The sequence below is a fragment of the Micromonospora sp. PLK6-60 genome (assembly GCF_019890675.1).
Taxonomy (GTDB): Bacteria; Actinomycetota; Actinomycetes; order Mycobacteriales; family Micromonosporaceae; genus Micromonospora.
In genome coordinates this window covers 134,968-157,817 of record NZ_JAIOAA010000011.1, presented here as the reverse complement: position 1 = coordinate 157,817, position 22,850 = coordinate 134,968, and the positions used below count along the sequence as shown (strand labels likewise).

At 73.3% G+C, this 22,850-nt stretch carries 25 protein-coding genes and 1 riboswitch; of the genes, 16 read left to right on the top strand and 9 right to left on the bottom strand.

What is annotated here, in order from left to right:
• Positions 1 to 69: 69 nt before the first annotated feature.
• Positions 70 to 1,548, top strand: a complete 1,479-nt coding sequence (locus K7640_RS20860; protein ID WP_222956553.1) for a S8 family serine peptidase — start codon at positions 70 to 72, stop codon at positions 1,546 to 1,548.
• A 111-nt stretch (positions 1,549 to 1,659) separates the two neighbouring features.
• Complete coding sequence (locus K7640_RS20855; protein WP_222956552.1) at positions 1,660 to 2,160, top strand: hemerythrin domain-containing protein; 501 nt, start codon at positions 1,660 to 1,662, stop codon at positions 2,158 to 2,160.
• A 46-nt stretch (positions 2,161 to 2,206) separates the two neighbouring features.
• Here K7640_RS20855 and K7640_RS20850 read toward each other — a convergent pair whose 3' ends face one another.
• Complete coding sequence (locus K7640_RS20850; protein ID WP_222956551.1) at positions 2,207 to 3,091, bottom strand: metallophosphoesterase; 885 nt, start codon at positions 3,089 to 3,091, stop codon at positions 2,207 to 2,209.
• 126 nt (positions 3,092 to 3,217) lie between these two features.
• Positions 3,218 to 3,307, top strand: a riboswitch (ZMP/ZTP riboswitch).
• 18 nt (positions 3,308 to 3,325) lie between these two features.
• On the opposite strand from K7640_RS20850, the gene K7640_RS20845 reads away from it, so the two are divergent.
• Positions 3,326 to 4,744 carry a glycine hydroxymethyltransferase gene (locus K7640_RS20845; RefSeq protein ID WP_222956550.1) on the top strand — a complete coding sequence of 473 codons (1,419 nt, stop codon included), beginning with the start codon at positions 3,326 to 3,328 and terminating at the stop codon, positions 4,742 to 4,744.
• Between the two features lie 85 nt (positions 4,745 to 4,829).
• Here the strand turns inward: K7640_RS20845 and K7640_RS20840 are convergent, their stop codons facing one another.
• Entirely contained in the window at positions 4,830 to 5,081 is a 252-nt protein-coding gene (locus K7640_RS20840) for a hypothetical protein (RefSeq protein ID WP_109802644.1), read from the bottom strand.
• A 70-nt stretch (positions 5,082 to 5,151) separates the two neighbouring features.
• Positions 5,152 to 5,868 carry a TioE family transcriptional regulator gene (locus tag K7640_RS20835; RefSeq protein ID WP_222956588.1) on the bottom strand — a complete coding sequence of 239 codons (717 nt, stop codon included), beginning with the start codon at positions 5,866 to 5,868 and terminating at the stop codon, positions 5,152 to 5,154.
• Positions 5,869 to 5,927: 59 nt separating this feature from the next.
• Here K7640_RS20835 and K7640_RS20830 point away from each other — a divergent pair, with 59 nt between their 5' ends.
• The gene (locus tag K7640_RS20830; RefSeq protein ID WP_222956549.1) at positions 5,928 to 7,151 is read left to right on the top strand and encodes an erythromycin esterase family protein; all 1,224 of its coding nucleotides are present in this window, start codon (positions 5,928 to 5,930) and stop codon (positions 7,149 to 7,151) included.
• On the opposite strand, the gene K7640_RS20825 is transcribed toward K7640_RS20830, so the two are convergent.
• A complete protein-coding gene (locus K7640_RS20825; protein WP_222956548.1) occupies positions 7,152 to 7,580 on the bottom strand; it encodes a DUF6069 family protein in 429 nt (142 codons plus the stop codon).
• Between the two features lie 143 nt (positions 7,581 to 7,723).
• Here K7640_RS20825 and K7640_RS20820 point away from each other — a divergent pair, with 143 nt between their 5' ends.
• Positions 7,724 to 8,713: an AraC family transcriptional regulator gene (locus K7640_RS20820; RefSeq protein WP_222956547.1), complete on the top strand. Its 990-nt coding sequence runs from the start codon at positions 7,724 to 7,726 to the stop codon at positions 8,711 to 8,713.
• 102 nt (positions 8,714 to 8,815) lie between these two features.
• Positions 8,816 to 9,424 carry a hypothetical protein gene (locus tag K7640_RS20815; protein ID WP_222956546.1) on the top strand — a complete coding sequence of 203 codons (609 nt, stop codon included), beginning with the start codon at positions 8,816 to 8,818 and terminating at the stop codon, positions 9,422 to 9,424.
• A 69-nt stretch (positions 9,425 to 9,493) separates the two neighbouring features.
• Here K7640_RS20815 and K7640_RS20810 read toward each other — a convergent pair whose 3' ends face one another.
• Together K7640_RS20810 and K7640_RS20805 are read right to left on the bottom strand one after the other, a co-directional pair.
• Entirely contained in the window at positions 9,494 to 11,605 is a 2,112-nt protein-coding gene (locus K7640_RS20810; protein WP_222956545.1) for a cellulose binding domain-containing protein, read from the bottom strand.
• A gap of 216 nt (positions 11,606 to 11,821) precedes the next feature.
• A complete protein-coding gene (locus tag K7640_RS20805; RefSeq protein WP_222956544.1) occupies positions 11,822 to 12,730 on the bottom strand; it encodes an AraC family transcriptional regulator in 909 nt (302 codons plus the stop codon).
• Between the two features lie 84 nt (positions 12,731 to 12,814).
• Between K7640_RS20805 and K7640_RS20800 the strand changes: the two genes are divergently transcribed.
• Complete coding sequence (locus tag K7640_RS20800; RefSeq protein WP_222956543.1) at positions 12,815 to 13,789, top strand: SDR family NAD(P)-dependent oxidoreductase; 975 nt, start codon at positions 12,815 to 12,817, stop codon at positions 13,787 to 13,789.
• 13 nt (positions 13,790 to 13,802) lie between these two features.
• Here K7640_RS20800 and K7640_RS20795 read toward each other — a convergent pair whose 3' ends face one another.
• From K7640_RS20795 to K7640_RS20785, 3 genes are read right to left on the bottom strand one after another with little or no spacing between them, the layout of a single operon-like run.
• Positions 13,803 to 14,573: a MerR family transcriptional regulator gene (locus K7640_RS20795; protein WP_222956542.1), complete on the bottom strand. Its 771-nt coding sequence runs from the start codon at positions 14,571 to 14,573 to the stop codon at positions 13,803 to 13,805.
• A gap of 28 nt (positions 14,574 to 14,601) precedes the next feature.
• Complete coding sequence (locus K7640_RS20790) at positions 14,602 to 15,363, bottom strand: ABC transporter permease (protein WP_222956541.1); 762 nt, start codon at positions 15,361 to 15,363, stop codon at positions 14,602 to 14,604.
• A gap of 9 nt (positions 15,364 to 15,372) precedes the next feature.
• A complete protein-coding gene (locus K7640_RS20785; RefSeq protein ID WP_305072233.1) occupies positions 15,373 to 16,218 on the bottom strand; it encodes an ABC transporter ATP-binding protein in 846 nt (281 codons plus the stop codon).
• Positions 16,219 to 16,337: 119 nt separating this feature from the next.
• Between K7640_RS20785 and K7640_RS20780 the strand changes: the two genes are divergently transcribed.
• The 9 genes from K7640_RS20780 to K7640_RS20740 all read left to right on the top strand — a co-directional run bounded on the left by K7640_RS20780 (position 16,338) and on the right by K7640_RS20740 (position 22,848).
• On the top strand, positions 16,338 to 17,087 hold the full coding sequence (locus K7640_RS20780) for a YbaB/EbfC family nucleoid-associated protein (protein ID WP_222956540.1): 750 nt from the start codon (positions 16,338 to 16,340) through the stop codon (positions 17,085 to 17,087).
• 1 nt (position 17,088) lies between these two features.
• Complete coding sequence (locus tag K7640_RS20775) at positions 17,089 to 17,412, top strand: hypothetical protein (protein ID WP_222956539.1); 324 nt, start codon at positions 17,089 to 17,091, stop codon at positions 17,410 to 17,412.
• Between the two features lie 9 nt (positions 17,413 to 17,421).
• Positions 17,422 to 18,219 carry a hypothetical protein gene (locus tag K7640_RS20770; protein WP_222956538.1) on the top strand — a complete coding sequence of 266 codons (798 nt, stop codon included), beginning with the start codon at positions 17,422 to 17,424 and terminating at the stop codon, positions 18,217 to 18,219.
• Positions 18,219 to 18,716: a hypothetical protein gene (locus K7640_RS20765; RefSeq protein ID WP_222956537.1), complete on the top strand. Its 498-nt coding sequence runs from the start codon at positions 18,219 to 18,221 to the stop codon at positions 18,714 to 18,716. The genes K7640_RS20770 and K7640_RS20765 overlap by 1 nt, the downstream gene beginning before the upstream one ends.
• A gap of 77 nt (positions 18,717 to 18,793) precedes the next feature.
• A complete protein-coding gene (locus K7640_RS20760) occupies positions 18,794 to 19,726 on the top strand; it encodes an SDR family oxidoreductase (protein WP_222956536.1) in 933 nt (310 codons plus the stop codon).
• A gap of 36 nt (positions 19,727 to 19,762) precedes the next feature.
• Positions 19,763 to 20,608 carry a helix-turn-helix domain-containing protein gene (locus tag K7640_RS20755; RefSeq protein ID WP_222956535.1) on the top strand — a complete coding sequence of 282 codons (846 nt, stop codon included), beginning with the start codon at positions 19,763 to 19,765 and terminating at the stop codon, positions 20,606 to 20,608.
• Positions 20,609 to 20,635: 27 nt separating this feature from the next.
• Positions 20,636 to 21,349: a DNA alkylation repair protein gene (locus K7640_RS20750; RefSeq protein WP_222956534.1), complete on the top strand. Its 714-nt coding sequence runs from the start codon at positions 20,636 to 20,638 to the stop codon at positions 21,347 to 21,349.
• A 114-nt stretch (positions 21,350 to 21,463) separates the two neighbouring features.
• Complete coding sequence (locus K7640_RS20745; RefSeq protein ID WP_222956533.1) at positions 21,464 to 22,396, top strand: hypothetical protein; 933 nt, start codon at positions 21,464 to 21,466, stop codon at positions 22,394 to 22,396.
• Complete coding sequence (locus tag K7640_RS20740) at positions 22,393 to 22,848, top strand: ABA4-like family protein (RefSeq protein ID WP_222956532.1); 456 nt, start codon at positions 22,393 to 22,395, stop codon at positions 22,846 to 22,848. Before K7640_RS20745 ends, K7640_RS20740 begins: the two co-directional genes overlap by 4 nt.
• Positions 22,849 to 22,850 lie beyond the last annotated feature (2 nt).

The window sequence follows — 22,850 nt, the reverse complement described above, 5'->3', positions numbered from 1 at the left end:
GCGCGTTCTCCGTCGGAGCGCCGCCCGCCAGGCGGCGGCCCGGCTGGATCAGCCCCCCTGGGAGTCTGTGTGAAGAACCTCCGTCGCAAGACACTGGCCGCCGCGTCCGCCGCGACGCTCGGCGCCGGCCTCGCCCTCGCCGGCGGGCTGGCCCCGGCGGCGGCCGTGGGCCCGGACACCACGTTCCTGGTCCTCGCCCCGCAGGGCGGCAAGACCGACAAGGCCGCCGCCCGGGTGGCGGCCGCCAAGGGCACCGTCGTGGCCAGCTACGGCCAGATCGGCGTGCTCGTCGCCCGCTCCACCAACCCGAACTTCGCCACCGAGGTGGCGGGCGCGGGCGTGGAGTCGGTCGCCTCCACCGCCGGCCTGGGCACCGCCCTCGACGAGGGCGAGACCGTCGAGGTCGCCGCGGCCGACATCGCCGCCGTCGACCCGACCAAGGAGCCCCTGTACGGGCAGCAGTGGGACATGGACATGATCCACGTCCCGCAGGCCCACGCGGTCAACGCCGGCAGCCCGGACGTCGTCGTCGGCGTGCTGGACAGCGGCATCTCCAGCAGCCACCCCGACCTGGCGACCCAGATCGCCAAGGACAAGTCCACCTCGTGCATCGGCGGTGTCACCGACACCGCCGAGGCGGCGTGGAACCCGACCACCAGCGACCACGGCACCCACGTGGCCGGCACCATCGCCGCCGCCGTCAACGGCGTCGGGGTGACCGGCATCGCGCCGGGCGCCAAGGTCGCCGCCGTCAAGGTGGTCGACAACGACGGCTACATCTACCCGGAGGCCGCGGTCTGCGGGTTCCTGTGGGCCGCCGACCACGGCATGCAGGTGACCAACAACAGCTACTACATCGACCCGTGGGAGCTCAACTGCCGCAACGACGCCCGCCAGCGTCCGGTGTGGCAGGCGGTGCAGCGGGCCATCCGCTACTCGCAGTCCAAGGGCGTGCTGAACGTGGCGTCGGCGGGCAACAGCAACTACGACCTCGCGCACAAGATCACGGACACCGGCAGCCCGAACAACGGGAAGCCGGAGAACCGTGAGGACCTCACCAACGCCTGCCTCGACCTGCCGGCCGAGGTGCCGGGCGTGGTGACCGTGGGCGCGGTCGGCCCGACCGGTCAGAAGAGCTACTACTCCTCGTACGGCCAGGGTGTCATCGACGTGACGGCGCCGGGTGGCGACAGCCGGATCCGCACGCAGGGCGCGACCCCGACCACCACCGACCAGATCCTGTCCACCACCTGGGACAAGAACACGAAGGCCAACGGCTGGGGTTACAAGCAGGGCACCTCGATGTCCGGCCCGCACGCGGCCGGCGTGGCGGCGCTGGCGCTGTCGGCGCACCCGGGGATGACCCCGGGCCAGCTGGCGTCGTTCCTGGAGCGGACCGCGGTGGCGGGCTCCTGCCCGCAGGGCGTCTACAACCCGGCGCCGCTGCACCCGGACGGCCCGCACGCCTGGGACGCGACCTGCTCCGGCGGGGCGCGTAACGGGTTCTACGGCGCCGGCATCGTCGACGCGTACAACGCGGTGAAGTAGCGGTAGCACCATCGGTGGCGGGCCCGGCGCGACACGCGCCGGGCCCGTCCGTTTTCGCAGGTCCGAGGCGGGGTACCGGGGGGACGACCAGCGACAAACTAGGAGGTACGGGTGTCCACCGATGCCATCGTCCTGCTCAAAGAGGACCACAAGGAAATGCGCCGCCTGTTCAAGGAGTTCCAGCAGGCCGAGGACGCCCCGGCGGCCAGGCGGCAGAAGCTGGTCGGGCAGATCCTCGAGGCGCTGACGGTGCACACCTATCTGGAGAACGAGGTGATGTACCCGGAGGTCCGCAAGCTGCTGCCGGACCTGGAGGACGACATCCTCGAGTCGTACGAGGAGCACCACGTCGCCGACCTGCTCTGCGCCGAGCTGTACGCGATGGACGCCACCGACGAGCACTTCAACGCCAAGACCACGGTGCTGATCGAGAACGTGCTGCACCACGTCGAGGAGGAGGAGCAGGAGTGGTTCCCGAAGGTGCGCCAGGCGCTCGGCCGTAACGTGCTCCAGGAGATCGGCGAGCGGATGATCGCGCTGCGCAAGGACGCGCCGAAGACCCCCACCGACCCGAAGGCGATCAAGAAGGCCGTCGACGCGGTCAACGCCTGACCCGTGCTGCGCGGTGCGGACCCGGCCGGGTCCGCACCGCCGGGGGTCAGAACCGGAAGATCCCCTCCGGCCCGGCGGCCGGTTCGTCGGGTGCGGGCAGGATCTGGCGCAGCCGCCCGGGCGGGTGGGGCCGGGGCCGCCACTCCCGCGGGTAGCCCACCGACACCTCCTCGAAGCGCACCCCGTCGTGCCAGGTGGTGCGCGGGATGTGCAGGTGCCCGTAGACCACCGCGACCGCGTGGTGGCGCCGGTGCCAGTCGGCGGTGGCGGCGGTGCCGCACCACTGGGCGAAGATCGGATGCCGCAGGATCCGGGTCGGCTCGCGGACCAGCGGGAAGTGGTTGACCAGCACGGTCGGCAGGGCCGGGTCGCTGCCGTCGAGCCGGCGGGCGGTCTCCGCGACCCGGGCGGCGCACCAATCCCACCGGCTCGGGTACGGGTCGGGGTGCAGCAGGAACTCGTCGGTGCAGACCACGCCGCTGCGGTACGCCTCGGCCAGCGCCGCCTCCCGGCTGGCCAGCCCGTCGGGGCGCCAGCTGTGGTCGTACAGCAGGAACAGCGGCGCGACCAGCGCGGGCCCGCCGGGGCCCCGCCAGACCGGGTACGGGTCCTCCGGGGTGAGCACGCCCAGCCGCCGGCACATCGCCACCAGGTGCTGGTAGCGCGGCACCCCGCGCAACGTCACCGGGTCGCTCGTCGGGGTCCACAGCTCGTGGTTGCCGGGCGTCCAGACCACCCGGGCGAAGCGCCCGGCGAGCAGGCCCAGCGCCCACTCCACATCGGCCACCAGCTCACCGACGTCCCCGGCGACCAGCAGCCAGTCCCGCGGCGAGCGCGGACGCAGCGACTCCACGACGGCCCGGTTGGCGGCGTGACCGACGTGCAGGTCGCTGATCGCGAAGAGGGTGCCGTCGTCCGCGGTCACCGTCATGGCTTTCGATCCTAGGTGAGGAGTCGCGGGTCCGCCGCCGGCGACCGGTCCGGCGGCGGGCCCGCACCGTCGCCGCCCGCGTCGGCGGGTGCACCGGGACGAGGCCGGACGAACCCGCTAGGATCGGCTGCGGGCCGTGACTGGCGCGTGGGGATGGAGCACCATCGGGAAGCGGTCTCGTCATACGGACGCACGCCGAGCGCCTGGGCCTTCGCACATTCTCCAGGAGGTCGCATGTCGCCGAACGCCGAGTCCACCGCCTTCCGCAGCGCGTTGGAGGTCATCCGGGCCGTCGAGCCCCGGGTGGCCGACGCGATCGGTCAGGAGCTGGCCGACCAGCGCGAGTCGCTCAAGCTCATCGCCAGCGAGAACTACGCCTCCCCGGCGACCCTGCTGGCCATGGGCAACTGGCTCAGCGACAAGTACGCCGAGGGCACCGTCGGCCGCCGCTTCTACGCCGGCTGCCAGAACGTCGACACCGTGGAGGCGCTCGCCGCCGAGCACGCGCGGGAGCTGTTCGGCGCGTCGCACGCGTACGCGCAGCCGCACTCCGGCATCGACGCCAACCTGGTGGCGTTCTGGGCGGTCCTCGCCGACCGGGTGGAGTCCCCGGCGCTGAAGAAGGCCCAGGTGCGTCAGGTCAACGAGCTGACCGAGGCGGACTGGTTCGCGCTGCGCCGCGAGCTGGGCAACCAGCGGATGCTGGGCATGTCGCTGGACGCCGGCGGCCACCTCACCCACGGGTTCCGGCCGAACATCTCCGGCAAGATGTTCGACCAGCGCAGCTACGGCACCGACCCGGCCACCGGCCTGATCGACTACGACCTGGTGGCCGAGGCGGCCCGGGAGTTCAAGCCGCTGATCCTGGTGGCCGGCTACTCGGCGTACCCGCGCAAGGTCAACTTCCGGATCATGCGGGAGATCGCCGACGAGGTCGGCGCCACCTTCATGGTGGACATGGCCCACTTCGCCGGCCTGGTCGCGGGCAAGGTCTTCACCGGCGACTTCGACCCGGTGCCGCACGCGCACATCGTCACCACCACCACCCACAAGTCGCTGCGCGGTCCGCGCGGCGGCCTGGTGCTCTGCGGGCCGGAGCTGGCCGACCAGGTCGACCGGGGCTGCCCGATGGTGCTCGGCGGCCCACTGCCGCACGTGATGGCCGCCAAGGCGGTCGCGCTGGCCGAGGCCCGCCGCCCCGACTTCGCCGACTACGCCCAGCGGATCGTCAGCAACGCGCAGGCGCTGGCCGAGGGGCTGACCCGCCGGGGCGCCACGCTGGTCACCGGCGGCACCGACAACCACCTGGTGCTGATCGACGTCTCCTCCTACGGCCTGACCGGCCGGCAGGCGGAGCAGGCGCTGCTCGACTCGGGCATCGTGACCAACCGCAACGCCGTGCCGCAGGACCCGAACGGCGCCTGGTACACCTCCGGCATCCGGATCGGCACGCCCGCGCTGACCACCCGGGGTCTCGGCACGGCCGAGATGGACGCCACCGCCGAGCTGATCCACACCGTGCTCAGCCAGACCACCGCCGGCGAGTCCAAGGCGAAGTACGTGCTGGACCCGGCCCTGGCCGACAAGGTGAGCCGGCAGGCCACCGACCTGCTCGGCAACTTCCCCCTCTATCCCACCGTCACCCTGTCCTGACCTCCTGGTCGATCAAGGGGTTCGCGTCGCCCCGGAGCGTCGGCGGCGACGTGAACCCCTTGATCGACGAGGTGGAACGGGGGGATCAGGCCAGCGGGCGCTTGAGGTGGTAGCGGTGGACCTCGGTGCTGCCCTGGACGTTGTTGACGTCCTCGGCGGCGGAGACCAGCTCCCAGCCCTCCCGACCGGCCCGGTTGAGGTGCGCGATGGCGGTGTCTCCGTACGCGGTGATGTCGGTGCGTGACCCGTCCGGGCCGTACCAGACGAACGAGACGTGAAAATTGCGGCCCTGCCCCTGGTAGCGGCGGACCAGCAGGGCGTACTCCCAAGCGACCATCCGTCCATTATGGTGGCCGGCCGTGTACGGCCGGAACACCAGGGGTGACCGAGGCCGGATCGCCCCCCGCTCAGCCCGACGGCCGGTGGCCGAGGTAGGCGTCCAACGCGGCGGCACCGGTGAGCATGGCGCGACCGCGGGCCGACAGGCGGGCGTGCCAGTCCCGCAGCATCGATTCCAGGGGTGCGACACCACCCGCGGCGCGGACCTGGGCGATCAGCGGGGCGATCTGCTCCAGCCGGTAGCCGCCTCGTCTGAGCTGGTGGACCAGGAGAGCGTCGCGGACGTCGGCCGCCCGGTAGACGCGGTAGCCGGTGTGCGGGTCGCGGCGCGGTTGGACCAGGCCGGCCCGTTCCCACTTGCGCAGGGTGGCCGGGCGCAGGCCGAGCCGGCGGGCCAGCGGGCCGACGAAGGTGTCGCCGCGCTCCGGCGGCGCGGGGTCGAGGTCGCGCAGCGCGGCTTCGACGGCCCGGAGCGTGTGGCGGTCGTCGAGAAGCTGGGCGTGACTCTCGTCGACGAGCCGGAGCGCCTCCTCGGTCGCGCCCCGGTGGATCGCCTGCATGATCGCCGTTGCCGCCCGGTGGCCGTGGCCGGGCACAAGAGCGAGGAACGCGCGCAGCGCGTGCGCGTGCCGCGGCGTGTACGTGCGGTAGCCGTGCGGGGTGCGTTCAGCGGCCGGCAGGATCCCGGCCGCCTCGTAGTTGCGGACCGCCTGCGTGGACAGCCCGTGCCCGCGCGCCAGGTCGACCGGCCGCAGATGACGCCCGCTTTGAAGGTTTTGCCGCATCCTCACGCTCACATCGCGGTGGAAGTCTCAACCGTTGGTTCAACGATACCGTTTATGCCATGACCGCTGCTGTCACCGCCGCCGTACACCCCGTCGACGCCACCACCGTGCTGCGCCTGCTGGCGACCCGGCCACGGCTGCTCGCCCTCGGCGAGCCCACCCACGGCGAGGACGTGCTGCTCGACGTGCGCAACGAACTCTTCCGGCAACTCGTCGAGCAGGCGGGCTACCGGACGATCGCCATCGAGAGCGACTGCCTGCGGGGCCTGGTCGTGGACGACCACATCACCTCGGGCACCGGCACCCTCGACGACGTCATGACGCGCGGCTTCAGCCACGGCTTCGGCGCCTCCCCGGCCAACCGCGAGCTGGTGCGCTGGATGCGCGCGTACAACGAGGGCCGGACCGCAACCGAGCAGGTGCGCTTCGCCGGGTTCGACGGCCCGCTGGAGCTCACCGAGGCGGCGAGCCCCCGGCAGGCGCTCACCGCGCTGCACGGCTACCTCGCCGCCCGGGTGGACACCGACGCGCTGCCCTGCACCGCGGAAACGCTCGACCGCCTGCTCGGGGCCGACGACCGATGGACCGATCCCGCCGCGATGATGGAGCCCGCCCGGTCGATCGGTCACACGCCCGAGGCCCGCGAGCTGCGGCTGGTCGCCGACGACCTGGTCGCGCTGCTCGACGCGCAGACGCCCCACCTGGTCGCGGCGTCCACACCGCAGGAGTGGGACCGGGCCCGCCTGTTCGGGCGTACCGCGGTCGGGCTGCTGCGCTACCACGCCGCGATGGCCGACCCCGCACCCAGCCGCATGTCGCGGCTGGGTGCGCTGCGGGATTCGATGATGGCCGACAACCTGCTCGCCCTCGCCGAACGCGGCCCGGCGCTGGTGCACGCCAACAACGCGCACCTGCAACGACACCGGATCACGATGCGGATGTGGCAGGGACCGGTGCAGTGGTGGAGCGCCGGCGCGATCGCCGCCGCCCGGTTGGGCGAGGAGTACGCCTTCCTGGCCACGGCGCTCGGCACGCTGCACCACCACGGCGTGCGGACCCCGCCCCCGGACACCATCGAGGGGCTGCTCCACGCGCTGTCCGAGGACCGGCTCCTGGCCGACCCGGGCCGGTTGGCCGAGGCGCTCGGCGACGCGGTGCCCGCCGCCCGGGTGTCACCCTGGTTCGGCTACGCGCCGCTGGACCCGGCCCAGCTGGCCGGCATCGACGGGCTGGTGTTCGTCCGGGACGTCCCCGAGGGGCAGCGGTGGTGGCCGACGGCGTGATCACCGGCCGGGCCCGGCCGCCTCCCCACGCCGACCGAAGACCGGGATCAGCACGGCGGCGACCGCGAGGTGCATCAGCGCCAGCACGGTCTTGGCCGCGCCGGTCGCCTCGACCCCGAACAGCGGCAGGAACGACAGCAGCAGGACGCCGCCGGCGAGCGCCGTCCAGATCGTCGCCGCCCGGCCGGTCAGCCGCCCCAGCAGCGCCCGCGCCCCCCAGCCGAGCGCCGACACCAGCAGCGTGAGGACGGCGGCGAACGGCAGGCTGATGACGCCGGGAGGTTGGCCGTTTCCGGGGTCGACGCGCAGCTCGATGCCCAGCACCCGGGAGGCGGCCCAGACCAGCGCCACGGCGACGACCGCCCCGGCGAGCGCGAGCAGGCCGGTGCCCAGCCGGGTGGGCTTCGAAAAGGTGGAGACAGTGGTCATCGATGGCTCCGTTCGGGAAATGGATGATCTCGCCGCCCGCTTGATCGCCTTCACCCGTCGAAACTATGGCGACCACTGAGGACGAACCATGCTTGCAAGGCCTTGATTCATGCGCGATCGTCCCGCGACGTTACGCTCGACGGGTGGACGTGCTCAGCGACGTGATCGCGGTGATGCGGACCGGGCAACCACGCTCGGCGCGGGTGGCCTGGCACGCCCCGTGGGCGCAACAGTTCGCGCCCGTGCCGGGGTCGGCCGGCTTCCAGGTGATCCTGCAGGGACCGTGCTGGCTCATCCACCCGGCGGGCGAGGCCGTGCCGCTCTCCGCCGGGGACGTGGTCTTCCGGCCGCACGGGCGGGGGCACACGCTGGCCGACAACCCGTCGACCGCACCGGCCGCGCCCGCCTGCGACCCGACCGACCTGCAGCTCCCCCACCGCTTCGCCAACGACACCGTCGGTGGGTCCGCCGGCGGCCCCCCGACCACGGTCACCCTCTGCGGCGGATACCAGCTCGATCCCGCCCGGGCCCATCCGTTGCTGCGGGACCTGCCCGAACTCGTCCACCTGCCGGCCCACCTGGGGCGCCATCCAGAGCTGCGGGCCACCGTCGAGCTGCTCGCCGGCGAGCTGGCCCGCCCACGTCTCGGCACCGACGCCATCGTTCCCGCGTTGCTCGACACCCTGCTGCTGCACATCCTGCGGGCCTGGCTGGAGCAGCAGCCGGCCCGCGGCACCACCACGGGCTGGGCGGCGGCGCTCAACGATCCGCCCACCGCCGCCGCTTTGCAGGCCATCCACCGTGATCCCGCGCGGCCGTGGACGGTCGCCACGCTGGCCGCCGAGGCCGGGCTGTCCCGGACCCCGTTCGCCCGCCGCTTCACCGCCCTGCTCGGCCAGCCGCCGCTGACCTACCTGACCTGGTGGCGGATGACGACCGCCGCCCGGCTGCTGCAGGAGTCCGACGCGCCACTGGGCGCCATCGCCGGCAAGGTCGGATACACCTCGGAGTTCGCCTTCGCCAACGCGTTCAAGCGCCGGTTCGGAGCCGCTCCCGGCCGGTACCGCCGCGCCGGCCCCGACGGCGTCCGCCCGGGGCGCGCACGGACGATGGGTACGACCCGCGTCCACTGAGGCGTCGCCCGCGCGCGGATCCGCATCTCGTCGGCGACGTCCGGGAACCCATGCCGGCGCCGGTGCGTCTATCCTGCCGACGATCGGGGTTCGGGAGGCGTCGTGCGGAAGATCCTGTTGGTGGGGCTGGCGGCGATGATCGTCGCCGTCGGTGGGTGCGCCCGGGAGGCGGGTGGCGCTGCGGACGCGGCACCGGAAGCCGGCGGCACGCCGGGCGTCGAGGGGTGCGCGACGCCGCCGAGTCCGCCGGAATCCGTAGTCACCGCTGGGGCGACCATGTATCCGGAGTCCGACGAGCTGTCCGAGGCGCTCGGGAGCATCCAGCAGGCCGGGGAGTCCACCTTCCGCGACGTCTTCGCCGGCCTGGAGACGGTGCCCGAGCAGGGTTACGTCATCGTCTACCGCCTGCCGTCGGCGCGGTTCGACGCGTACGTGCGGGACGTCGCCGCCGGGCAGTGCGTGCTCCTGCGCGACGCCGCCCACTCCGCTGCCGAGCTGAGCGCGTTGCAGGATCGGATCACCGACGACATGGACTACTGGCGCACGCGCGGCGTCGACGTGAACGCGGTCGGCCCGCGCCACGACGGCTCGGGTGTCGTGGTGAGCACCCTGGCGGTCGCCCGGGCGCGGGCGGAACTGCCGAAGCGGTACGGCACCGCCATTCCGATCATCATCGAGCAGGGCGGCCCGGTGGAACTCCTCGGCGGCTAGATCGTCCGGCGCCCCCGGCACGCCTCGGCCCGCCGGACAGCCCGGGGCTGTCCGGCGGGCCGGCTCGGCTCACAGCGTGGTGCAGAGCACCCCGTTGAGGGTGAACACCGTGGGTAGCACGTTCGGTCCGCCGTACGCGCCGACGAAGCCGACGGTGGTGCTGCCGCCGCCGCCCGGGATCGGCGGGCTGCCGTCGGCGTTGGTGACCTTCACCGTCGCGCCGGTCTGCGTCCAGGTCGCGTTCCAGCCGCTGCTCACCTGCTGCCAGGAGGTCGGCCAGCGCCAGGTCAGCGCCCAGCCGTTGATCGGCTGCGACCCGTTGTTGACGATGTCGACGCTGCCGACGTAGCCGTTGCCCCAGTCGTTGACGTCGGTGAAGCGCACGGCGCAGCTGCTGCTGGCCGGGCTACCCGTGGTGAACGTGACCGGCGGGGAGGACCAGGAGACCCGGCCGGCGCCGTCGCGGGCCAGCAGGTTGACGGTGTACCGGGTGCCCGGCGTGAGGTTGCGGACGGTGAACGACGAACCGGTGGTCTCCCCCAGCTGCTCGCTGACGGTCCCGAACTGCCGATGGATCTCCACCTTGACCGGGAGCCCCGAGGGCGGCGGCGCCGGCCAGGAGATGGTGGCGGTGCGGTCCGTCACGGCACTGGCGACCGGCGGCCCCGGCGCGGCCGGCTGGCCGGTCGGCGGGCTGGCCGGGCGCAGCACCAGCGTGGTCAGCGAGTACGCCGGCAGGGTCCGGCTGGTCGCGCTGCCGGACTGGTCCTGCGCGATGGCGGTCGCCCCGTTCGCGTACGTGTAGACCGTCGGCGCGCCGGCGGCCGGGGTGTAGCCGGCGTAGTCGATCGTCACCGGGTACGCGTTGTCCGGGTCCTTGTTCAGCAGCAGCACGGCGAGGTCACCGTTGCCGCGCCGTACCGCGTGCGCGGCGACCAGCGGCTGGTCGGTGCCGGCGCGGATGAACTGGTCACCCGGCCGGGCGAACAGGTTCATCATGGACAGCCCGTGGTACGGCGCGAACGGCGTGTTCAGCGGCGGCTCGCAGACCGAGCCGTCCGCGGTGCACCCGCCGCTGGACAGCATCCCGAAGTCGCCGTAGTCGGTCTGCCCGGCCACCGTCGACACCTCGCCGATCCCGTTGTGCACGTTCCACCACTGCGCCGTGAAGACGCCGTTCTCCAGCAGGTCGCTGTACGCGTCGGCCAGGAACAGCGCGCCCGGCTGGGTGTTCTGCCCCTGCCCGACGTTCAGCTCGGTGAAGCTGATGCCGATCCTTGCGGCGCCCGGCCCGGCGTACCGGGTGAGCGCCTCGCGGAGCAGATACATCGCGTCGTCGATGTGCGCGGTGCGGGACAGCGACTCGGCGGCGTTGCCGCCCGGGTACCAGTGCACGTCCACGAAGTCGATCTTCGGGCCGGCGATCTCCAGCACGGTGCGGTTCCACGGCCCGGGGTCGGCGTCGGCCTTGATCCCGTCCGGCCAGTTGCCCGGCATGGTCAGCACCGCGCCGACCTTGATCGTCGGGTCGACCGCCTTCATCGCGTCGGCGTACTCGACGACCATGTTGGCGTACTGGGTGGCGCTCTTGTCGGGGTGGTCGTCGGCCTCCCAGGCGGACCCGTAGAGGCCGTTGCCGTAGTTCTCGTTGCCGACCGTCCAGTACTTCGCGCCGTACTTCTTGGTCACGTTCGCGTACCGGACCCAGTCCGCGGCCTCGGCCGGGGTGCCGGTGCCGTAGTTCGCGATGATCATCGGCTGGGCGCCGACCCGCCTGGTCGCGGCCATGAAGGTGTCGAAGTCGGTGTTCGGGGCGACGTATCCGCCGGGCGCGGTGTGCGTGCGCCAGTGGTAGATGTCCGCGTAGGACCCGCCCGGGTAGCGCAGCATCCGCACGCCGGCCGCGCGCAGCAGGTCGGAGGTCTCGGCGGTGCCGAGATTGCTGTCCCAGATGGCGTGGTTGACGCCCAGCGCGGTGTCCGGCACGGTGGCCAGCCCGGCCCGGGCGTTGACGGTCACGGTCACCGGGTCGGCCGCGGCGGCGGCACCGGCCGGAGCGGCACCGGCCAGGCCGGCCGCGGCGAGCAGCAGGCTCGCGGCGAGGGCCGGCCAGCGTCGGTGGTGGAACCGGGACGGTGGCGGGGCAGGGTGGTGGACCCGCGCGGGACCAGGGTTGTCCATGTTCGTTCCTTCGTGGGCGACGATCGGGGATGCGCCCGGCCGGCAGCGGTGTGGCTGCGGCCGGCGGCGCTGCTGGTGTTCGCTCGTCGCCGTCCCCCGGGAGGAGGTCCCGGTTGCCCAGTCGGACGGCGGGTTCCGCCCGCGCGGCGTCCCATCGAGGGATAAGAATGGCACAGGGCTCACGGACGCCTCAAGGGAGCGAGCCGTCCCCGGCAGCTATCCGTGCGCCGCCCGGTTGCGGTAGGCGCGCGGCGACAGGCCGGTGGCGCGCTTGAAGGCCACGCTGAGGGCGCTCTCCGAGCCGTAACCGACCGCCCGGGCGATCACGGAGAGGGTGTCGTCGCCGCGTCGGAGCCGGTCGGCGGCGAGCTCGATCCGCCAGCCGGTGAGGTACTCCACCGGGCCCTGGCCGACGACCTCCTTGAACCGGGCGGCCAGCGTGGACCGGGAGACCGCGGCGACCCCGGCCAGCTCGGCCACGGTCCAGGGGTGGTCGGGGCGGGCGTGGATGGCCCGCAGCGCGGCGGCGAGCACCGGATCGGCCAGGCCGGCCAGCCACCCGGTGCCACCGCCCTGGGCCAGCTGCAGGCGCAGGATCCGGATCAGCATGACCAGGGCGAGGTGCTCGGCGACCAGCCGGCCGGCCAGCGGCGCCGCCCGCAGCTCGGCGGCGATCTCCCCGATCGCCCACCGGACGGTCGCGGCCTCCGGCCGCGCGGCGGGCACGTGCACCACCGGCGGCAGGCCGTCCAGCAGCAGGGCACGGGCGCGTTCGGTGAACGAGAACGCGCCGCCGATGAGGAACACGTCGTCACCCACGCCGGCCCGGGCCACCCCGTCGACGGCCGCCGCGAAGACCGGCCCGGCCGCCTCCGGCGGGGTGTCCGGATCGCTGGCCAGGATGAAGTTCCGGGGCCGGGTGAGCAGGAAACAGTCGCCCTCGACCAGCGCGACCGGCTCGGGCACGCCGTCGACCCGCAGCAGGCAGCTGCCGCGCCGCACCGCGTTGAACTTGACGCCGGCCGGCGGGTCGAAGCGGAGCGCCCAGCGACCGCCGGCCGACATGGCCGTGGACAGGCGGCTGGTCGTGCCGGCGACCGCCAGCACGTCCTCCAACGGATCCACGAAACCCTCCCCTGGACGCCTGCTGAAGAATGGCGGACTCCAGACTACGGACAGTCCAGGGCGTCCGTCCGTAGCGTCGAGGGCATGACAACGCACACCCGGGTCAGCACCCCGTTCACCGCCCGCGCCACCGCCGCCGAGATCCTCGACGGCGTCGACCTGACCGGCCGCCGGATGATCGTCACCGGCGGCGCCTCCGGGATCGGCGCGGCCGCCACCCGGGCCCTGGCCGCAGCCGGGGCGGAGGTCACGGTGGCCACCCGCGACCCGGGCAGCGCCGACGCCCTGGTGGCGGAGTTCGCCGGACCGGGCCCCGGCGCCGTCCGGGCCGCCGCCCTCGACCTGGCCGACCTGGCCTCGGTCGACGCCTTCGTCGCCGGCTGGGACGGGCCGCTGCACGCGCTGGTCGCCAACGCCGGGATCATGGCCGTGCCGACCCGCCGGCTCACCGCACAGGGGTGGGAGCTTCAGCTCGGCACCAACCACCTCGGCCACTTCGCGCTCGCCCGCGGCCTGCACGACAACCTGCGCGCCGCCGGCGCCGCCCGGGTGGTGGCCGTCAGCTCCGGGGCGCACCTGTCCCAGCCGTTCGACTTCGCCGACCCGCACTTCGCGGCGCAGCCGTACGACCCGTGGGCGGCGTACGGCCGGTCGAAGACCGCGGACGTCCTGCTCGCCGTGGGCATCGCCCAGCACTGGGCCGGCGACGGCATCACCGGCAACGCCCTCAACCCCGGCTACATCAACACCAATCTCCAGCGCTATCTGGACGACGACACGCTGCGGGGGTTCGGGGCGCTGGACGAGGCGGGCAACCGGATCGACCCGCCGCACTTCAAGACGCCCGCCCAGGGCGCGGCGACCACCGTGCTGCTGGCGGCGTCGCCGCTGGTCGAGGGGATCACCGGCCGGTACTTCGAGGACAACCAGGAACTCGAGGTGGTGGCCGGGGGCCCGGACGCCACCGGCGGGGTCGCCGCGCACGCCGTCGACCCGGCCGCCGCCGACCGCCTCTGGGCGTACGCGGAACAGGCCCTGGCCTCCCGCGAACGCGGCTGACCCGGTGCGGCCGTCAGGGCGCCCGCTTCTCGACCATGGTCCACCCGGTCCACCCGCGCTCGGCGACCAACTCCCGCAGCCGGGCGACGACGGGGTGGGCGGCATCGGCGAACGCGTCCATCAGCCGCACGAACGCCGCGTCGGGCATGACGTCGTTCTGCTGGTCCAGCTCCCCGGCGGCCTCCGCCTGCGCGAACATCTCGCTCATCAGGTCGGCCGTCTCGCGCAGCAAGTCCTCGTCGTGCGGGTCTTCCGCGATCCGACCGATGAGGCCGTAGAACCGGACGACCATCGGGTTCCCCAGCTGGGCCACCTTGTCGGCCATGAACGCCGGGATCGCCTCCGGCCAGCGTGCCGCCATGAGGATCCACCCGTCGCGCTCACCGTCGATGACGGCCGCCGGCACGCCGAGGGCACGCAGCCGGTCCAGGTAGTCGACCACCTCCGCCGGAACGGCCAGGGTGTCGCCGGAGCCGAGCCGGGCGATCCGCCGCCGGTGCTCCTGCAACGTGCGGATCTGCGTCCGCAACTGCCGGTCGATCTCGGTGGTCGCGGCGGCGAACGTCTCGGGGTCGGCGTCGAGCAGCTCGCGGACCCGGGCCAGCGGGACCCCGGCCTCGGCCAGGGTCCGGATCCGGATGAGGCGCACCACGGCGGCGGCGTCGTAGCTCCGGTAGCCGGAGGCGTCGCGCTCCGGCTCCCGGAGCAGCCCGACCTGGTGGTAGTGCCGCACCGCGCGGATGGTCACCCCGGCGTAGGACGCCAGCCGTCCGATCGTCAGCATGACCTCAGCCTGCCACCCGGTCCCGCCGTCACCTGATCCTGCGGTGGTGCACGGCCGTGGCGAGGCCGTACGCGACGACGAGCAGGCCGGCGCACCAGCCGAGGGCGATCCAGCTGTCGGCACCGACCCGCTGCTCGGCGAACAGCTCACGGATGGTGTTGACGATGGACGTCACCGGCTGGTTCTCGGCGAAGGCGCGCACCGGGCCGGGCATGCTCTCCGTGGGTACGAAGGCCGAGCTGACGAACGGCAGGAGGATGAGCGGATAGGAGAACGCGCTCGCGCCGTCCACCGACCTGGCGGTCAGGCCCGGGATGACGGCGAGCCAGGTCAGGGCCAGGGTGAACAGCATCATGATGCCGGCCACCGCGAGCCAGTCGAGCACGCCGGCACCCGTGCGGAAGCCCATGACCAGGGCGACCAGCACCACCACCACGAGCGAGACCAGGTTGGCGACCAGCGAGGTCAGCACGTGCGCCCACAGCGCCGACGAGCGGGCGATCGGCATGGACTGGAACCGCTCGAAGATGCCGCCCTTGAGGTCCAGGAAGAGCCGGTACGCGGTGTAGGAGACGCCCGAGGCCACCGTGATGACCAGGATGCCGGGCAGCAGGTAGTTCACGTACCGGTCCGACCCGGCGCGGATCGCGCCGCCGAACACGTAGACGAACAGCAGCAGGAAGGCGACCGGCATGATCGCGGTCGAGATGATGGTGTCCGGGCTGCGGCTGATGTGGCGCAGGGACCGGCCCAGCAGGGCGGCGGTGTCGCCGACGAAACGCGTGCTCATCGTGGCTCCTCAGTTCTTCGGGGCGGCGGTGGTGGCAGTGCCGGCGGTGGCGGTGGCGGTGCCGGCGACGCCCTGGTCACCGACGATGGCCAGGAAGACGTCCTCGAGGGTCGGCTGCTTCTCGACGTACTCGACCGTGGCGGGCGGCAGCAGCCGCTTGAGTTCGTCGAGGGTGCCGTCGGCGATGATGCGGCCCTGGTGCAGGACCGCGATCCGGTCGGCGAGCTGTTCGGCCTCGTCGAGGTACTGCGTGGTGAGCAGGACGGTGGTGCCCTGCCCGGCCAGTTCCCGGACGGCCTGCCACACCTCCAGCCGGGCCTGCGGATCGAGGCCGGTCGTCGGCTCGTCGAGGAAGATCACCGGCGGGTTCCCGATGAGACTCATCGCGATGTCGAGGCGGCGACGCATGCCACCCGAGTAGGTCGACACCCGCCGACCGGCCGCGTCCGCCAGCGAGAAGCGGCCCAGCAGGTCGTCCGCGATCCGGCCCGGATCCCGCAGCCGCCGCAGCCGGGCGACCAGCACCAGGTTCTCCCGCCCGGTCAGGATCTCGTCGACGGCCGCGAACTGTCCCGTCAGGCTGATCGACTCGCGCACCTTCGCCGCCTGCCGGACGACGTCGAAGCCGTTGACGCCGGCCGTCCCCGCGTCCGGCTTGAGCAGCGTGGCCAGGATCCGCACGACTGTGGTCTTTCCCGCGCCGTTGGAGCCGAGCAGGGCGAAGATGCTGCCCCGCGCGACGTCGAGGTCCACGCCGCGCAGCACGTGCAGCTCCCGGTAGGACTTCTCCAGGCCCCGGACCTGGATCGCGGGCCCGGAGGCCGGCTGGCTCGTCATCGGGGATTCAACGGTCATGGCGTCAGCATGCGGGGTTGACGCTGCGTCAAGGTCAAGCCGGCATCCGGGGCAGCGGCGACGACGCGCGCCCGTTAGGTTGTGAGGGCCAGTGCCGACCTGCGTGATGGGGAGCGATCGTGAGCGACCCGCTCGACGAGATCGCCGAGTTGGAGCACCTGCGCCGAGAGGCGCAGGCGCTGTCCCGACGGCTGGCGGCGGGCGATCGGGAGGCGGTCGAGGCGTCGGCCCGGGATCCCCACGAGGTCGTGCGGGTGGCCCTGGCCGCCGAAGGCCGGATCGACGCGGTCGAGGTGTTTCCCGACTGGGACCGGCGGGTCGGCGCGGACGACCTGGGCCCGGCCATCGTGGCGGCGGCCGACGAGGCGGCCCGGCGCAGGGCCCAGGCGTGGGTGCACGGGGTGACGCAGCAGCCGACCGACGACGCGGCCGACCCGGTGCCGGGCGCCAGCCCGTCGGTCGCCGGCCTGACCGATCCCGTCGACGACTCGGCCGTGAACTACGCCCGGAGCCTGTTCTACGTGCTCAGGGACTCCTTCGCGGGGCTGGACGAGCTCGAACGCGAGGCCCGCGCGGCCGCCCTGGCCACCTCATCCGTCGGCGGTCCGGACGACCGGGTGCGGGTGACCCTCGCCGGCGACCGGCTGTCCGGGGTCACCTTCGACGACGAGTGGCTGGGGTCCGCCGACGCCGAACAGGTGGGCGCGGCGGTGACCCAGGCGGTGCACGAGGCGTACGCGCAACGCGCGGACGCGACCCCGCTGCGCGGCTCGTGGCCCTACCGGGAGCTCGACCGGATGGCCGGCGACCCCGCCCAGCTTCTCGCCAGCCTCGGCCTGGCACCCCGACGACCCCCAGGGAGCGCCTGAGATGCCGCCACCCGGCCCGGAGAAACTGAAGGCTTCGATCGAGGCGCTGCGCCGCGACGCCACGGTCTGGGACGACTCGGGCGACATCCTGCGCGACGCCGCCCAGGTGGCCGCCCGCCTCGACCTCGCGGCGCTGCACTTCTCCTACATCGGGGACAAGGTCGGCCTCGTCGACCTGTACCGGCAACTCCAGGACCGGCTGATCCGGCTGCTCGGCGAGGGCAGCGCGACCTGCGAGACGGTGGCGGTGTCGCTGCGGAACGCGGCGGACGGCTACGAGCGTGACGAGGCCGACGCCGTCCACCGGCTGAACAACATCTACTGAGGAGCCCCGGTGACCCGCCCACTCCCGCTGTCCGAAGGCGAGTTCGACGAGCTGATCCGGTCGATCGAGGACGGGATCCAGCGGGTCGAGCGGCTCGCGAACGAGATCATCGACGGGGTGAACAGCGCCCTGCAGTGGCTGGGACCACTCGCCCAGCAGGCGCTCGACCTGCTCCGCAGGTTCGGTGAGCTGCTGGCGAAGTTCTTCTCCGAGGTCGGCAAGTTCTTCACCCGCTGGGGCGTGCCCTGGACGCTCTACTCGCACGGCGAGACCTGGACCCGACAGGTCGGTGGCCCGGCGCACGAGCTGGCCGCCCGGGTCGACGCCGGGCAACTGCTCGTCGACGACTACTGGAGCGGCACGGCGGCCAGCGCCTACACCGGGATCCTCCCCCTGCAGGGCAAGGCGCTGGCCGCCGTCAAGGCCGCCACGGACGAGCTGGACGACGCGCTGTGGAAGATCGCGGGCGCGATCATCGCATTCTGGCTCGGCATCGCCGCGGTCGTCGTGCCGTTCATCGTCGAGCTGATCGCCGAGGCCGCGGCGGCGCTCGGCATCATCACCGCCCCGCCGGCGGCAGCGGCCGCCGCCGGTTCGACGGCCAAGGCGATCGCGCTGACCACGGCGGTCGTCACCGCGGGCATCACCTACCTGACGGTGTTGTGGACCCAGATGCGCGACCTCGACCAGCGGCTGCACAACAGCGACGGCCTGCCGGGCGGCAACTGGCCGACCCTGGTCTCCGACATCTCGAACGGCCGGGTCCACGACGGCGGCCGGACCCTCGACTGGAACATCAAGCCCTGATGGCGACCGCGCCCGTGGACCCGCCGGACGACCGCGTCCCGCTGCCCGATCCGGCCGCCGCCCGCCGAGGGGCCCGCCGGACGGTCCTCGCCGGCCTCGTCCTGGTCGTCCTGCTCACCGGGTTCACCGCCGGCGGTGCGGCGATGCTCGCCGCCGGGGAACTGCCGGGCCTGCCGTTCGCCGTCGGCGGCGCGCTCGCCCAGCTCGCCGTCGTCGTCATCGTGCTGGCCACGCTCTGGGCCCGGGCCGGCGGCGACGGTCGCAGCATCTCCCGGTCCCGCGTCGCCGCGACGCTGCGCATCCTCGCCGGGCTTCGCGGGGTGCTGCTCGTCGCCCTGCTCGCCCTGGCGGCGTACGCACTGGTGCGGCTGGTCCAGGGCGACCCGTGGACCCTGCTGACCGGTGCCGTCATCGCCCTGTTCCTCTGGCTGCTGTTCCGGGGCGCCGGCCGGATCCGGCGGCACTGGACGGGCGGCGACGCTGACCGGCCCCGGTGACGCATGTAGCGGCAGAGCATGGTTACCGGCCGGCGGGCGCGTCAGCGTGGAGGCGAACCCGCTGACCTGGAGTTGCCATGAAGAAACTGACCGTCTCCCCGCTGCCCGACCTCACCGGCCGGCTCGCCCTGGTGACCGGGGCGAGCGGCGGGCTGGGCCTGGGCCTGGCCACCCGGCTGGCCGCCGCGGGCGCCGAGGTGCTCCTCGCCGTCCGGGACCCCGCCAAGGGCGCGGCGGCCCTCGGCCGTCTCCGGCGGGAGGCGCCCGGCGCCGCCGCGTCTCTGCGGACGCTGGACCTCGCGGCACTGACCTCGGTGGCCACCCTGGCGGAGGAGCTGATCGCCGACGGCCGGCCGATCGACATTCTGATCAACAACGCCGGGGTGATGGCACCCACCACCCGGCACACCACCGCCGACGGCTTCGAACTGCAGTTCGGCACGAACCACCTGGGGCATGTCGCGCTCACTGTCCGGTTGCTGCCGCTGCTGCGGGCCGGGCACGCCCGGGTGACCACCGTGACCAGCAGCGCCGCCCGGCAGGCCCGGTTCGACTGGACCGACCCGCAGAGTGAGCGGAGCTACTCCCCGGTCCGGGCCTACGGGCGGTCCAAGCTGGCGAACCTGCTGTTCGCCCTGGAACTGGACCGGCGCAGCCGGGACGCCGGCTGGGGCATCGTCAGCAACGCCGCCCACCCGGGCACCACGCTCACCGGGCTCTACACCGCCGGACCCAACCTCGGCCGCCGGCGGCCGGCCCCGCACGAGGCGATCATGACCCGTCTGCACCGGATGGGGGTACTGGTCCAGAGCGTGGACCGGGGCGCGCTTCCGCCGCTGTACGCTGCCGCGAGCCCTCGCGCTCAGGGCGGACGCCTCTACGGGCCGGACGGGTTCGGGCAGTTCACCGGGGGCCCGGCCGAACTGACGCTCTACCGGTCCGCCCGGGACGAGGCCGAGGCCGCCCGGCTGTGGGAATACTCGCTGGACCGGGTCGGCTTACTCGGCTGAGCACCGATGCCGTTCGAGCCTCGAGGAGGGCCCTTCGTGGACCGCGCCCGACTGGCCGAATACCTGCGTACCCGGCGGGAGGCGTTGCAGCCCGAGGACGTGGGGTTGCCCCGCGGGCGGCGCCGCCGCACCACGGGGCTGCGCCGGGAGGAGGTCGCGGTGCTCGGCGACATGTCCGTCGACTACTACACCCGCCTCGAACAGCCGCGCGGTCCGTACCCCTCCGAGCAGATGCTGGCGGCGCTCGCCCGCGCGCTACGCCTGTCGCTGGAGGAACGCGACCACCTGTTCCGCTTGGCGGGCTACGCGACACCGCCCCGGTCGGCGGAGGCCGAACACATCAACCCGGGAATGCTGCGCATCTTCGACGGCCTGCACGACGCGGCCGCGCAGGTCGTCTCCCACCTCGGCGAGACGATGCTCCAGACGCCCCTCGCCGTGGCCCTGCTGGGCGACCAGCGGCGACACACCGGCCTGGCACGCAGCCTGCACTACCGCTGGTTCACCGATCCCGACACCCGGCTGATCCACCCCGAGCCGGAGCGGGCGGCGCAGAGCCTCACCGTCGTGGCCGACCTGCACGCCTCGTTCGTCCGCGACGGCAAGGGCTCGCGGGCGGCGGCGATCGTCGACGCGCTGCTCGCGGCGAGCCCCGAGTTCACCGCGCTGTGGCGGCGGCATCCCGTCGCCGGCCCGTACTGCGGACCGCAGCGGATCGCACATCCCCAGGTCGGCCTGCTCGAGTTGCAGTGCCAGCGGTTGATCGATCCCGACCAGTCGCAGCAACTGGTGGTCTACACGGCCACCCCGGGCACGGACAGCTACGACAAGCTGCGGCTGCTGTCGGTCATCGGCGCGTACGACGGGTCGCCGGTCCCGTGACGGGCGGCGGCGGTAGCTTGCACAGTCATGGCCACCACCGCCGCCGACGTCCGCCGGGACCTCGCCCGCCTCGCCGATCCGCGGCGGGCGGAGCAGGTCAGCCGGTTCCTGCAGATGCAGCCGGGCGGCTACGGCGAGGGCGACCGGGCCATCGGCGTCACCGTGCCGGACCAGCGCCGGGTGGCCGGCCGGTACTGGCGTGACCTTTCGCTGACCGACACGGCGGCGCTGCTGCGCAGCGACGTGCACGAGGAGCGGCTCACCGCGCTCCTCGTCCTGGTGCGCAAGTTCGCCAGGGGCAGCGAGCCGGAACGGGACGAGATCTTCGACCTCGTGCTGGCCAACACCGACCGGATCGACAACTGGGACCTGGTGGACTCGTCCGCGCCGTACATCGTGGGCCCGTGGTTGCTCGACAAGGACCGGAGCGTGCTGGACCGGTTGGCCGGGTCGCGGCTGGTGTGGGAGCGGCGGATCGCGGTCATGGCGACCTTCGCGTTCGTCCGGGCCGGCGACTTCGACTGGACCTTCCGGCTCGCCGAGCGGCTGCTGCGCGACCCGCACGACCTGGTGCACAAGGCGGTGGGCTGGATGCTGCGCGAGGTGGGCAACCGGGACCGGGCCGCGGCGGAGGCGTTCCTGGGCCGGCACCATCGGGCCATGCCGCGGGTCATGCTGCGGTACGCGATCGAGAAGTTCGAGCCGGAACGGCGGCGGGCGTACCTGTCGGGCACGGTCTAGAGCGGCCCGGCGCCGCCGTCTCCTACCAGGGGTGGAGACGCGCTCCGACCGGCGGCCGCAACCGGGGCTTCCGGTCCGACGAAGTCGATCAGCCGGCGCACCAGCATCGATGGCATGACAACCACCGCACTGGGCCGGGCGGCCCACTGGCACCGCCCCCTGATGGTCTTCGTGTCGGCGATGGCGGTCCTGGCCGTCGTCGCCGCGGTCGGCATCGTCGCCGACCCGCGCGTGCTCACCGGCGCGCCGATCTGGGTCAAGCCGTTCAAGTTCGCCGTGTCGTTCGTGGTGTACGCCGCCACCCTCGCCTGGATGCTGTCCCTGCTGCCGCGGCGCAGCCGGGTGGCCGAGTGGGCGGGCACCGCCATCGTGGCGGTGGGCGTCGGCGAGATGGCGATCATCGTGGGGCAGGTGCTGCGCGGCACCGCCAGCCACTTCAACGAGAGCACCCCGTTCAACGCTGCGCTGTGGCAGATGATGGGCATGCTGATCATGGCGTTGTTCGTCGCGCACGTGGTGATCGCGGTCGTGGTGCTGCGCCGGCGGATCCCCGACCGGGCCGCCGCGCGTGCCGTCGGCTGGGGGCTCGGGCTGTCGCTGCTCGGCATGCTTGTCGCCTTCCCGATGGTGGCGGGCGACCCGGCGCCGGCGGTGGAGGGGGTCGCCGGGGCGCACAGCGTGGGCGTCGCGGACGGCGGGCCCGGCCTGCCGCTGCTCGGGTGGAGCACCACCGGCGGTGACCTGCGCATCGGGCACTTCGTCGGGCTGCACGCCCTGCAGGCGCTGCCGATCCTGGCAATGCTGCTGCACCGGTTCGCCGCCCACCGGCTCGACGAGCGCACCCGGACACGGCTGCTGACCGTCGCGGGCGCCGCGTACGGCCTGCTCACCATCCTGCTCACCTGGCAGGCGCTGCGCGGGCAGCCGCTGCTGCGCCCCGACGCGCTCACCGTCGCCGCCGCCACCGCGCTGCTGACGGCGACCGCCACCGCCACCGCGGTCGTCGTCCTGCGCCGGCCCGCCCCGCGACTGGCGCTGGCCGGATGACCGGCGCTCTGTTCACGCTGACGTTCGCGGTGGCCGCGCCCTTCTGGGCGCTGATGATCCTGCTGCCGAACCGCCCGGTGACCGCCCGGATCATCGGCTCCCCGCTGATCGTGGCGCCGGTCCTGGTGATCTACGCGGCACTGGTGCTGCCGGCGCTGGGCACGGTGCTGCCGGCGGTGACGTCGCCGACGCTGGACGGGGTGCGCGACCTGCTCGGCACCCCGGACGGCGCGGCGGCGGCCTGGGCGCACCTGGTCGGGTTCGACCTGTTCGCCGGCCGATGGGCATGGCTCGACAGCCGCCAACGGGGGGTGCCGGCGCTGGTGATGGCGCCGGTGCTGCTGCTGACGATCCTGCTCGGCCCGGTCGGTCTGGGCGGCTACCTGGCGCTGCGCACCCGGTGGGTCCGCCAGCCGGTACCTACTGCGGCCGGGCCGCAGCGCCTACCCTGATG

What these genes read in the sequence shown, in the direction of transcription:
- K7640_RS20840 (WP_109802644.1), bottom strand. Translation starts at nt 5,081, where the DNA reads ATGGTCGCTTGGGAGTACGCCCTGCTGGTCCGCCGCTACCAGGGGCAG.
- K7640_RS20785 (WP_305072233.1), bottom strand. Translation starts at nt 16,218, where the DNA reads ATGACCGTTGAATCCCCGATGACGAGCCAGCCGGCCTCCGGGCCCGCG.
- K7640_RS20790 (WP_222956541.1), bottom strand. Translation starts at nt 15,363, where the DNA reads ATGAGCACGCGTTTCGTCGGCGACACCGCCGCCCTGCTGGGCCGGTCC.
- K7640_RS20800 (WP_222956543.1), top strand. Translation starts at nt 12,815, where the DNA reads ATGACAACGCACACCCGGGTCAGCACCCCGTTCACCGCCCGCGCCACC.
- K7640_RS20845 (WP_222956550.1), top strand. Translation starts at nt 3,326, where the DNA reads ATGTCGCCGAACGCCGAGTCCACCGCCTTCCGCAGCGCGTTGGAGGTC.
- K7640_RS20765 (WP_222956537.1), top strand. Translation starts at nt 18,219, where the DNA reads ATGGCGACCGCGCCCGTGGACCCGCCGGACGACCGCGTCCCGCTGCCC.
- K7640_RS20835 (WP_222956588.1), bottom strand. Translation starts at nt 5,868, where the DNA reads ATGCGGCAAAACCTTCAAAGCGGGCGTCATCTGCGGCCGGTCGACCTG.
- K7640_RS20750 (WP_222956534.1), top strand. Translation starts at nt 20,636, where the DNA reads ATGGCCACCACCGCCGCCGACGTCCGCCGGGACCTCGCCCGCCTCGCC.
- K7640_RS20810 (WP_222956545.1), bottom strand. Translation starts at nt 11,605, where the DNA reads ATGGACAACCCTGGTCCCGCGCGGGTCCACCACCCTGCCCCGCCACCG.
- K7640_RS20745 (WP_222956533.1), top strand. Translation starts at nt 21,464, where the DNA reads ATGACAACCACCGCACTGGGCCGGGCGGCCCACTGGCACCGCCCCCTG.
- K7640_RS20825 (WP_222956548.1), bottom strand. Translation starts at nt 7,580, where the DNA reads ATGACCACTGTCTCCACCTTTTCGAAGCCCACCCGGCTGGGCACCGGC.
- K7640_RS20830 (WP_222956549.1), top strand. Translation starts at nt 5,928, where the DNA reads ATGACCGCTGCTGTCACCGCCGCCGTACACCCCGTCGACGCCACCACC.
- K7640_RS20850 (WP_222956551.1), bottom strand. Translation starts at nt 3,091, where the DNA reads ATGACGGTGACCGCGGACGACGGCACCCTCTTCGCGATCAGCGACCTG.
- K7640_RS20760 (WP_222956536.1), top strand. Translation starts at nt 18,794, where the DNA reads ATGAAGAAACTGACCGTCTCCCCGCTGCCCGACCTCACCGGCCGGCTC.
- K7640_RS20775 (WP_222956539.1), top strand. Translation starts at nt 17,089, where the DNA reads ATGCCGCCACCCGGCCCGGAGAAACTGAAGGCTTCGATCGAGGCGCTG.
- K7640_RS20740 (WP_222956532.1), top strand. Translation starts at nt 22,393, where the DNA reads ATGACCGGCGCTCTGTTCACGCTGACGTTCGCGGTGGCCGCGCCCTTC.
- K7640_RS20795 (WP_222956542.1), bottom strand. Translation starts at nt 14,573, where the DNA reads ATGCTGACGATCGGACGGCTGGCGTCCTACGCCGGGGTGACCATCCGC.